Source organism: Gammaproteobacteria bacterium, from assembly GCA_011682695.1.
Classification (GTDB): Bacteria; Actinomycetota; Acidimicrobiia; order Spongiisociales; family UBA4744; genus BMS3Bbin01.
Genome location: JAACED010000068.1, coordinates 1 through 9275 on the forward strand (window position 1 = coordinate 1; position 9275 = coordinate 9275).

General features: G+C 62.7%; 13 protein-coding genes. All 13 read right to left on the reverse strand.

Annotated features, from left to right (window positions below; genetic code table 11):
• A partial coding sequence (locus GWP04_10900; protein ID NIA26058.1) for a bifunctional pyr operon transcriptional regulator/uracil phosphoribosyltransferase occupies window positions 1-268 on the reverse strand: 268 nt, incomplete at its 3' end.
• A 312-nt stretch (window positions 269-580) separates the two neighbouring features.
• Entirely contained in the window at window positions 581-937 is a 357-nt protein-coding gene (gene nusB / locus GWP04_10905) for a transcription antitermination factor NusB (protein NIA26059.1), read from the reverse strand.
• Entirely contained in the window at window positions 934-1491 is a 558-nt protein-coding gene (gene efp, locus GWP04_10910; protein ID NIA26060.1) for an elongation factor P, read from the reverse strand. Before efp ends, nusB begins: the two co-directional genes overlap by 4 nt.
• Window positions 1492-1510: 19 nt before the next feature.
• Window positions 1511-2503: an iron-containing alcohol dehydrogenase gene (locus GWP04_10915; protein ID NIA26061.1), complete on the reverse strand. Its 993-nt coding sequence runs from the start codon at window positions 2501-2503 to the stop codon at window positions 1511-1513.
• Entirely contained in the window at window positions 2503-2991 is a 489-nt protein-coding gene (locus GWP04_10920; GenBank protein ID NIA26062.1) for an AAA family ATPase, read from the reverse strand. Before GWP04_10920 ends, GWP04_10915 begins: the two co-directional genes overlap by 1 nt.
• On the reverse strand, window positions 2991-4133 hold the full coding sequence (gene aroC, locus GWP04_10925) for a chorismate synthase (protein ID NIA26063.1): 1143 nt from the start codon (window positions 4131-4133) through the stop codon (window positions 2991-2993). The genes GWP04_10920 and aroC overlap by 1 nt, the downstream gene beginning before the upstream one ends.
• Before the next feature lie 40 nt (window positions 4134-4173).
• A complete protein-coding gene (locus GWP04_10930) occupies window positions 4174-4677 on the reverse strand; it encodes a hypothetical protein (protein ID NIA26064.1) in 504 nt (167 codons plus the stop codon).
• The gene (pilO, locus tag GWP04_10935; GenBank protein NIA26065.1) at window positions 4677-5270 is read right to left on the reverse strand and encodes a type 4a pilus biogenesis protein PilO; all 594 of its coding nucleotides are present in this window, start codon (window positions 5268-5270) and stop codon (window positions 4677-4679) included. Before pilO ends, GWP04_10930 begins: the two co-directional genes overlap by 1 nt.
• Entirely contained in the window at window positions 5267-5887 is a 621-nt protein-coding gene (locus GWP04_10940; GenBank protein ID NIA26066.1) for a hypothetical protein, read from the reverse strand. The genes pilO and GWP04_10940 overlap by 4 nt, the downstream gene beginning before the upstream one ends.
• A complete protein-coding gene (gene pilM, locus GWP04_10945; GenBank protein ID NIA26067.1) occupies window positions 5887-6951 on the reverse strand; it encodes a type IV pilus assembly protein PilM in 1065 nt (354 codons plus the stop codon). The genes GWP04_10940 and pilM overlap by 1 nt, the downstream gene beginning before the upstream one ends.
• 202 nt (window positions 6952-7153) lie before the next feature.
• Complete coding sequence (locus GWP04_10950; protein NIA26068.1) at window positions 7154-7918, reverse strand: prepilin peptidase; 765 nt, start codon at window positions 7916-7918, stop codon at window positions 7154-7156.
• Between the two features lie 2 nt (window positions 7919-7920).
• Complete coding sequence (locus GWP04_10955) at window positions 7921-8376, reverse strand: prepilin-type N-terminal cleavage/methylation domain-containing protein (GenBank protein ID NIA26069.1); 456 nt, start codon at window positions 8374-8376, stop codon at window positions 7921-7923.
• A gap of 94 nt (window positions 8377-8470) precedes the next feature.
• Window positions 8471-8947 (reverse strand): prepilin-type N-terminal cleavage/methylation domain-containing protein, encoded by a 477-nt coding sequence (locus tag GWP04_10960; protein NIA26070.1) that lies wholly within the window; start codon window positions 8945-8947, stop codon window positions 8471-8473.
• Window positions 8948-9275: the final 328 nt, after the last annotated feature.

The window sequence follows — 9275 nt, forward strand, 5'->3', positions numbered from 1 at the left end:
TGTCGAGCGGCATCGCGGTACGGAACAGCGACGCCCTTGGGCGTGCGGCGAGATCGTCGCGGTACAGGCCGATTCCAAGCGTGCCCACGGGAACCGCAACGCCCTCGATGCCCTCGATGATCGATGCCAATCGTGTGGCGAGTGGAACTCCCCGGGTGTGAATCCCGACCAGAACCAGCGAGGCCGCCCCCTTGTTCCGTTCGAGGATCTCGTGCGCAATCCGCTGCACGACGCGGGCGACATCGGCGCCCTCCATCACCAACGGCATCAGCTGCAGCTCCGCATGAAAAATGCCGCCTCCCGGGCGGCTCTCACACGCGTATTCATACTGTCTCCTTCCCGGCCTCACAGGACTCGCGTTAAAGGACTGTCGATGCAATGTAGCAGCTCGCCGCCCTCACCATGTCGAGTACCCGCGATCCGGCCACCCGAAACCGCTGCACGACGCCCAACGAACACCTGTCCTTCGCCAATGTGTGGTGGCAACCCGCTCAGCCGCCCGTTCCTCGTTCGCTCCACATCGCACATCGTGGCGCAACGACCGGATACCAGCGGGGACCAACCACCAGGATGCGGAACATCAGCGCTCCGTTCGCGCGAGACGTCCAAGGATTCCGTTCACGAAGGAGCTGCTCTTATCGGTCGAGTATTTCTTGGCGAGCCGGACGGCCTCGGAGATGATGACGCCGACCGATGTCTCCGGTTCGAAGCGGAGTTCGTAGAGTGCAAGCCGAAGAACGGCCCTATCGACGGGAGCCATCCGTGCCACTCGCCAGCGCTTCGATACGGCGTCCAGCGTCTCGTCCAACTCGGCTTGGTGAGTGAGAACGCCATTGACCAGGCGTGCGGTCCTCGCGGGCATCGATGACGGACCCTCACCGCGCAGGTCATACTCGTAGAGCGCCTGTATCGCGAGCTCGCGCGCTTCGACGTTCACACGCGTGTGATGTAGCTGCCGGTGCGGCTGTCCACCTTGATGTGGTCACCCTCTTCGACAAAAAGCGGAACCTGCACCACGAGCCCCGTCGAGACCGTGACCGGCTTCGTGGCTCCCGACACACGGTCACCTTTGACGCCCGGCTCGGCTTGGACGACCTCCATCTCGACCGACGCCGGCAACTCGACGGCGATGGGCACATCGCGATACATAGGCAGGATCGCCGTCAGTCCATCCACCAGGAACGACGCCGCGTCTCCCACTTGATCTTCGTTCAGCGCGAACTGGGCGTACGTTTCGAGGTCCATGAAGTGATAGCCGAGGTCGTCACGGTACAGGAACTGGTGCTCCCTGCGGTCGATCACCGCCTGCTCGACGTTCTCTCCAGCCCGAAACGTGCGGTCGATCACTGCGCCACTGTCCAGGTTCTTCAACTTCATCCGTACGAATGCCTTGCCCTTGCCCGGCTTGACATGCTGGTATTCGAGGACGCTGAAGAGCCCCTCGGGAAGGTCCAAAGCCATCCCCGGACGCGCGTCGTTGGTAGATATCATGCCGACTCCATGTGGTTACTCACCTGAGTGTATCCGACAACGCCGAGGACAAAGCCGCCTCGTCGACCGGAGTGATCACCGGATCGCCGATCGCTCGCAGCAGGACCATGCGGACTTTCGAACCGTCTCGCTTCTTGTCTCTTCTCAGCAGGCGTGCCACCTTTGCGGGGTCTGCCTTGCAGGTTGTCGGCAACTCCAGGCCCTTCAGCAAGGCGAGCTGCCGGTCGGCCTGGTCGAACCCAAAGACGGACTTGGAGATATGAGCGGCAGCCGCCATGCCGATCGCAACGGACTCGCCGTGCGAGACGCCCGCGACCCGTTCAACCGCATGGCCAACGGTGTGTCCGTAGTTGAGCACCACTCGTATGCCTCGTTCGTGCAGATCCTCGCTCACGACCTTCGCCTTGACACGAATCGCTGCTGGAACGATCTTCTCGAGAGGAGCCTGCAACCCCTTCTCCTCGAGTTCGATCACCAACAGCTCATCCCCAATCATTCCGGCTTTCGCTATCTCGGCCATCCCTTCACGAACCAGGCGGCGAGGAAGCCCACGCAGAACCTCCAGGTCGACGAGGATCCTGCTGGGCTCCCAGAATGTTCCGACCTGGTTCTTCGCCTCGAGGTTCACCGCCGTCTTCCCGCCGATCGACGCGTCAACCGCCGCGAGGAGCGTGGTGGGCACAGAGACGACTTCGACGCCACGCAGATACGTCGACGCTACGAAACCACCGACGTCGCAAACGCTTCCACCGCCGACCACGACGACCGTTCCCTGTCGGTCCAGCCCGATATCGTCGAGCCACCGATACGCGGCGGCCGCCACGGCAAGGGTCTTTGCCTCTTCCCCGTCCGGGAACACCCGAACGGGAGCTTCCAGGCGACGCGCCACACGCTCGGCCACATCCCGGGCTCCGGGCTGGGTAAAGATCACCGTCCCGGAGCGGTCAGACCGTGGCGGAAGCGGCGAGGCGAGAATATCACTCCCGATGAGCACCTGGCTGCCGGCAGCCATCAGCGACTCCACGCCGCCACCACTTCTTTCACGACTTGCTCGGATGACAGGCCGTCTGTTTCCACGATGTGATGCGCTGCCTCCTTGTAGAGGTCATGGCGTTCACGATGAATGTCCTGCAAGGCTCGCTTCTCGAGGATCGGCCGCCGAGGTGCTTCGACGAGCCGGGTCGCGAGCGTGTCGGTGGCCGCCTTCAGCCATACGACCGTTCCCGACATCCGCATCAGCTTCACTGTCGCCGCCGACGTAACCGCTCCGCCTCCCGTCGCGACGACCGCAGGGATGCGACGGGCAGCCACCTCGGCCATCAACCGCTCTTCCCGCTCACGGAAGCTCGCCTCTCCGACCGACGCCCATTGAGATGCGATCGAACCCCAACGCTGCTCGTGCAGGGTGTCCATGTCCACGAATTCGACACTGAGACGCTTGGCCACCTCTGCACCGATCGTGCTCTTTCCGGATCCCATCATCCCAATGAGCCAAAGCATCAGAACGCTGCGAGCCGGCGCCGGTATGCGCTCGCCGCGGCTTGCATGTCTGCCACCGTTGCTCCTCCGAACGCTCGCTGTGTCTCCTGGGCGAGGACGATCGCCACCATCTGCTCTGCGACCACCGCCGCGGCGGGCACGGCACAGACGTCGGAGCGTTCCCGCAACGCTGGGGCAGGTTGTCCCGTGGCCACATCGACGCTGGCCAACGGCTGCATCAGCGTGGGAATCGGCTTCATCGCGGCCCGGACGCGAATCGGCTGGCCGTTGCTCGTTCCTCCTTCAATTCCGCCTGCGCGATTGGTGGAGCGTCCGTAGCCGGGCATGATCTCGTCGTGCGCGTCGGACCCCCGTACCCTCGCCTGCTCGTATGCGTCTCCCACCTCCACACCCTTGATCGCGGGAATCGACAGGATCGCTCGAGCGAGAAGCCCGTCGAGGCGTCGATCCCACTGGGTGTAGCTGCCGAGGCCGGCGGGAACGTCATACGCGAGAACCTCGATGATCCCGCCCAGCGTGTCACGATCGGCCTTGGCGGCGTCGATCGCCGCCATCATCGAGGCCGCTACCGTCTTGTCGAGCACCCGCACAGGAGATGCATCGAGCCGGTCGCGGTCCCCAGGCACCGCAATGACATCCTTGGGTGCCTCGATGCCACCGATGGCGACCACGTGGCTGATGATCTCGACGTCGATCGCGCGGAGGAGCAGGCGGGCCGCGTACCCGGCGACAGTTCTGGCCGCGGTCTCACGAGCCGATGCACGCTCCAAGACATCCCTGACGTCATGGCTATCGAACTTCATCATCCCGGCAAGATCGGCGTGTCCTGGCCGTGGTGTCGTCTGTGGAGGCTCCGGGTTGCCCGGTTCGGGAGACAGCGTCGACGCGAACCGTTCCCATTCGGCGTTCCTGATGAGTACCGCAACAGGTGCCCCGGTCGTCACGCCGTAGCGAACTCCGGCGAGGATCTCGACGGAGTCGTGTTCGATGCGCATCCGGGAGCCTCGTCCGTACCCTTGTCGGCGGCGCTCGAGCTCGGCCGTGAGTCCTTCTCTGAGGAATCCAAGGCCGGCGGGGAGGCCATCAACGATGGTGACGAGTCCCTGTCCATGTGACTCACCTGCAGTGAGAAAGCGCATCATCAGGATGCAGTCTCGAAGCAATGAGTCGATGAAGCAAGTCTTATTTGAGGATCTCTTGGCCGACCGAGAGCTCGAAGGCGTTGTCTCCGTAGAGGAACACACCGCTGTCGGTATCGAGCGAAACGACCATGAAACTCCCCCCAAACGCCTCACCCACTCCAACGTCGTAGCTCGTCGAGTCCACTTCCACGGTGGCTCTGAGCACTCCGCCAACGTCCGTGATCCCGACGAGCCGGACCCGGGTTCCCGATGGCTCATAGGTGCCCGTGGCACCGCCCTCGGTTCCCGCCGGAGACGATTCGGTGATCAGCGGACGAAACGGATCTCTCGGCTGCGACAGCTGAAAGGAACCGGCCACGGGTGCAGGATCGGCCACGGCTGCTGCAGCCGGGGAGGCGAGATCTGCCTGGGAGAGCGGACCGTTCAACGTCGGCGAGGAAGTCCCGAAGATCGAAGGTGCAATGACCAGCCATGCACCTGCAATGGCCGCTCCAATCAACAGGATCGAGATCGCTGCCGCCCATCCGGTCCGCCGGTTCCCCATCACCCACCCCCATCCGGAGTCGTTGTGGTCGTCGTGTCTCCGACCTCTTCAGTCATGAGGTCACTCGTGGTGAAAGCTTTGGCAGTGATCGTCACATCCAGCATCGTGAACCCGTCCAGGTCGTTCGGAATCGCCGCGATACCGTCGATCCGGACCAGCCGTTCGAGGTCCGCCATCCCATACAGATAGCCAAGCACTTCGAAGAACTGTCCTTCAATCCTGATCGAGATCGGTATCTCGAAGTAGTCCTGATTCTCAACCTGTGCGGGGCTCCCGATCGTGCTGCCGAGCCAGTCGACTCCGGTCTCGTCGGCAAGCACATCGAGGTCGTCGATGAGACCCGGCATCTGCGGTGTCGGAGGGATCTGCGCATCCATGGCGCCGATCGCGGAGATATAGCTCAACTCGTTGTCCTGGATCGTCTTGAGGCTCGCCAGCCGCGTGCGAAGCACGACCTCGGTGTCACGCTCGGTTTGGAGTTGCGTTTCGGTGTCCGCGATGTGCGCGTTGATCGGCCGCATGCAGAACATGTACCACAGCGCGGTCACGAGCACGATCCCCAGGAGACCAAACACGACTCCGGCTCGCTTCATTTCGACACCTCTGGAATCCGTTCATCGACTCTCGCCGACACGCTCGCCTGCATCAGCGAGGCGCTGGATTGGAAGTTCACCACAGGGATCTCCCCGATTGCAGATACCTGCGCCGAGGTAACCCATCCCCCGGCGATGGCCGGCCAGACATCGCTGTCGACGACACGAAGCCAGGTCGATGCGTCCGGGTAGTCGAAGGCCGTTGCTCCTACCTGTACCTGCCCGACCACACCGGGTGTGTCGCCACTCACGATGGCGGTCCCGTCGAACGATGTCAGCCAGACGCGATCGGGAATGACACGGGCGAGATCGTTGAACAGTCTTCCCCAGGCGATGTCCTTCTCGAGGGCCGACTGTATTCGTGCCACGCTGCCTTCGTACTCGGTCCGCAGATCCGCAGAGCCGGCGAGCGCATCGATCTCCTGCTGCGTCGTCTGATTCGCCTGCTTCTGCGCGATCAGCTTGTCATCGACTCCTTGCGCCTTCCCGTTTTGCCAGTAGGCGACGAGGACGAGCAACATGAGGTAGAAAATCCCGAGGGTGACCAATTTGGCCATCTTGCGCCGCGTCTCCTTCTTGCGGGCGAGTTCCGGCGGCAGCAGGTTGATGGGGCGCATCAGCCTTCGCTCCAGAGGCCCAGCCCGACCGCAACGGGCAAGACGGGCTGTACTTGAGCCAGCTCGGCTTCGGACATACCCAGTTTGCCGAACTTGAGCTTGTCATCGCCGACAATCCGAACCGCCTCGACGGGCAGGTCCAACGACCGGCCCATACGGTTGGCCAGGTGTGGAAGGCGTGCGCCATTGCCAGAGATGAGGATTCTGTCGACAGAATTGCCGCCGGACTCCGCGCGGTAGTAGTCGATGGAGCCGCGAACTTCTTCGATCAGGGCGTCGGTCTCTCCCGTGAGCGCTCGTTTCCCTTCATCCGGCGCCGAAGCGGCATCACCGTCGGGAGTGACCCCCGTCTTCCGTTTCCTTCGCTCGGCTTCCTGGAAGTCGATCGCGAGCGCCTCGGCGAGGACACGTGTGAACTGCTCGCCGCCGATGGGCACGATGCGCAGAAAGCGGACCGTCCCACTTCGGACGATGGCCACTTGAGTCACACCGGCTCCGATGTTCACCACGGCGCGGGCACTCTCGTCGAGATCCAGGTCGGGGCCGATGATCGCCCGGACGAGGGCGAACGCCTGCAGGTCGATGGCCATCGGCTTCACCCCGATACCGGAGACCACATCGAGCATCTCATTGGCCATTTCACGCTGCGCTGCGATCACGAGGACAGAGAGCATCGCCTCACCGTCGGGCGTCGTGAACTCCTCCAACGGAACGAAATCGAGGATCGCCTCTTCGATCGGAATCGGAATGTACTCGGCGGCACGGAAAGGCAAGGACTCCTTGAGTTCCTCTTCCGACATGTATGGCACGTCGACCCGGCGAACGATGACCCGCTGGTTTGCGATCCCCACGACCACGCGTGAGTGCGGAAGCTTCGCCGTCTTCCAGAGCTGGGTCAGGGCGTCGCGTACCGTCGCGGGCTCAACGATCTCACCGGCAACGACGGCACCAATCGGCAGTGACACCTGTCCATAACGTTTGAGGACCGGTACCGCCTTTCCTGTCTGCACCACTGCAGCCCGGACCGCGCTTGTGCCAATATCCAGACCGACGTTGATCGCCATTAGTCTCCGCCCTGGCCGGGCAGCGTCCCGGCCTGTTACGACTGACCCACAGTCGCACACACCGAATTACATCGGTGTCATTTGGAGCCTACCAATGCGCCGACGCGCAGGCAAGCAAGGAATCGCCAGCATGCTTCACGCGCCGCTCCTGGTACGTCATACTCGACGACCACCCGGGCCGGATATGCCCCGGTACGTCTCTCTACATCCCCAGGTACCACGAGAGAAGCGACTGCCCCATCGGGATCGCAATCCACGCACCCGCGATCAGAGCAGGGCCGAACGCAATCGGATCCTTCCTCCCGCGAAGGCGCGTCACGAGGAGGACGATCGCTCCCAGCCCTCCCACGAAGAAGGCAAGGAAGATACCGACCACCAAGATGCCCCACGATGCATATGCCAGGAACAGCCCGAGAAAGAAGGCCAGTTTGACGTCCCCCATGCCGAACCCACCCCGGGCCGCCAACGCGATGATGAACAGCAGCCCAAAGTAGATCGCACCACCCGCGAGCGCGCGCGGCAGGTTTTCCGCTGCGCCATCCGCGAACGCTCCCCCAACCAGTAGCACCAGACCGATTGCGGTCGATGGGTAGAGGATGCGATTGGGAATTCGATGGTGGTCCAGGTCGGTGAGCCCGAGAACGATCGTCACCGCCACAAACCACAGGTATGGAATCAGGATCCACTCCTGTCCGATGAACCAGGCGGCGATACCGAAGGTCACCGCGGTGACCGTCTCGACTATCGGGTAGCGAATCGAGATCCTCTCCCCGCAATCCCGACAGCGGCCCCGCAAGAGAAGCCAGGAAACGACCGGGACGTTGTCCCATGGACGGATTCGGTGGCCGCAGTGCGGGCAGGCGGATGGCGGACTGACTACCGATTCCTCGAGTGGGACTCGGTAGGCGACGACGTTGAGAAAGGATCCGACCACAAGGCCGGCCAGTACCGCAGCAGCGACGAGCATTCCTACCAATCGTGCCCCGTGCAATCGGCCATGTCGTCAACATCGGCGCGAGCATCACCAAGGCACTGGTACCTGCCGGCGGTTGCCCCGGAACGCACCTGGCGAAGGCCAATCCATGTCCCCGAGTTTGAGCGGGAGTAAAGGAGGATGGAGTCGTCGGTACTCACGAGTGTTGCCACAACCATGTGGATCGAATCATCGGTCGCTCCACTCCAGTCGAGGCTGGGCTCCAAGGCGGAGAGACTCGCAGCACTCGACGTGTAAATTCCGTCGTCTGTCGCAAACACTTCCTCCGTTTTCAGGGCGTCCACCAGCGTAGCCTGTGTGGCCGTGTCCTGAGCCCTGCGTTTGGCGCCCAACATCGTGGGAAACGCCACGGCCATCAGTATCGCGATGATCCCGAGGACGACCATCAACTCGACCAGGGTGAAGCCCGAGGCGTGCTTGTCTTGCTGCATACTTCTATCTCATCGGCGTCCAGCGAGCAGACCTGAGACGAATAGAAGAGAGGGTGGCCTCAGCCACCCTCTCTTTCGTGTTTCGTGAGCTGGACTACCAGCTGGAGCCGTTGCACTCCGCAACCGTGTCAATGGCCGCGGCCGTTGAAGCCGAGTTGTAGGTCGTTCCACCACCCGACACGTCGTCTGCGATGCAGAAGAATGTACCGGATGAGCTCTCGGTGACCAGGACAACAGTGGAAGTGGTAGCTACGGGAATTGCGACCTTCGTCGTGCTGACATTGGCGAGGGTATCGAAGTCGATGCTCGGCTCGAGCGCCTCATATGCCGTAATCGTGCCGGCGATGTCCGTACTCAAGTAGGTCTCTCCGTCCACGTAGAAGACCTTCGCAGCGGTGAGCCCGTTACGAAGATCGCTCTGTGCGGCCCGATCCTGTGCCTTCTGGCGCGCACCCAGGAACGTCGGAATGGCGATCGCCATGAGAATGGCAATGATCAGTACGACCACCATCAACTCGACCAGGGTGAAGCCTTCATCGTTGCGAAGGCCCTTGCGGATCTTCTCCATCATGATTGCTCTCCTTCCGGGCCGTCGCTCGACCCTCATGACCTGTATCGGTCACCATCTGCGTTTGGTTGAGGGCTTTTCGCGACTTTCACGAGGTCATGTTTCGATGGGTTCCACCTGCTACCAGCAGCCAGGCACCAGCCACCAGTAGCCGGCAGCCAGTCACCGGCAGCCAGCAGGCCGCGAAGTATCCATGCAAGAGAGCGGGGCCGGCGGAGCGGCACTTCCCAAGACCCTCTCCGTCCCTGGCGGGACACCTCCCCCAACGCTCGCCAGGACCCCCTCCGTCCTCGGCCAGAACCCCGAGGACACCTCCCCCAACGCTCGCCAG

Excerpts from the sequence above, each read along its gene's own strand:
- efp (NIA26060.1), bottom strand. The coding sequence starts at position 1,491 with ATGATATCTACCAACGACGCGCGTCCGGGGATGGCTTTGGACCTTCCC.
- GWP04_10915 (NIA26061.1), bottom strand. The coding sequence starts at position 2,503 with ATGGCTGCCGGCAGCCAGGTGCTCATCGGGAGTGATATTCTCGCCTCG.
- GWP04_10920 (NIA26062.1), bottom strand. The coding sequence starts at position 2,991 with ATGCTTTGGCTCATTGGGATGATGGGATCCGGAAAGAGCACGATCGGT.
- aroC (NIA26063.1), bottom strand. The coding sequence starts at position 4,133 with ATGATGCGCTTTCTCACTGCAGGTGAGTCACATGGACAGGGACTCGTC.
- GWP04_10930 (NIA26064.1), bottom strand. The coding sequence starts at position 4,677 with ATGGGGAACCGGCGGACCGGATGGGCGGCAGCGATCTCGATCCTGTTG.
- pilO (NIA26065.1), bottom strand. The coding sequence starts at position 5,270 with ATGAAGCGAGCCGGAGTCGTGTTTGGTCTCCTGGGGATCGTGCTCGTG.
- GWP04_10940 (NIA26066.1), bottom strand. The coding sequence starts at position 5,887 with ATGCGCCCCATCAACCTGCTGCCGCCGGAACTCGCCCGCAAGAAGGAG.
- pilM (NIA26067.1), bottom strand. The coding sequence starts at position 6,951 with ATGGCGATCAACGTCGGTCTGGATATTGGCACAAGCGCGGTCCGGGCT.
- GWP04_10950 (NIA26068.1), bottom strand. The coding sequence starts at position 7,918 with ATGCTCGTCGCTGCTGCGGTACTGGCCGGCCTTGTGGTCGGATCCTTT.
- GWP04_10955 (NIA26069.1), bottom strand. The coding sequence starts at position 8,376 with ATGCAGCAAGACAAGCACGCCTCGGGCTTCACCCTGGTCGAGTTGATG.
- GWP04_10960 (NIA26070.1), bottom strand. The coding sequence starts at position 8,947 with ATGATGGAGAAGATCCGCAAGGGCCTTCGCAACGATGAAGGCTTCACC.